1 protein-coding gene is annotated in these 389 nt (G+C 68.6%); it reads right to left on the reverse strand.

What is annotated here, in order from left to right:
- On the reverse strand, window positions 1-389 hold a 389-nt coding region (locus ACLJNW_RS23435), incomplete at both ends, for a hypothetical protein (protein WP_410961115.1).

Raw genomic sequence — 389 nt, forward strand, 5'->3', positions numbered from 1 at the left:
TTTCCGGGTTGTCGCGCTGCACCGAGGCGAAGTCGAGGTCGGCGGAGCTGGCGCCGGTGGCCATCGAAGAGGCGGCGCCGCCGCCCAGGCCGATCAGCATGGCCGGGCCGCCAAGGACGATGAGCTTGGCGCCGACGCTGATCTCGCCCTTCTGCACGTGTTCGTCGCGAATGTTGCCCATGCCGCCGGCGAGCATGATCGGCTTGTGGTAGCCGCGCACTTCCTCGCCGTGAGGGGTAGCGATCTTCTGCTCGAAGGTACGGAAGTAGCCGGTCAGCGCCGGACGGCCGAACTCGTTGTTGAACGCGGCGCCGCCCAGCGGGCCCTCGACCATGATGTCCAGCGCGGTGACGATGCGCTCGGGCTTGCCGTAGGGCACTTCCCAGGGC

This window comes from Salmonella sp. SAL4457 (assembly GCF_046548235.1).
Classification (GTDB): Bacteria; Pseudomonadota; Gammaproteobacteria; order Enterobacterales; family Enterobacteriaceae; genus Salmonella; species Salmonella enterica.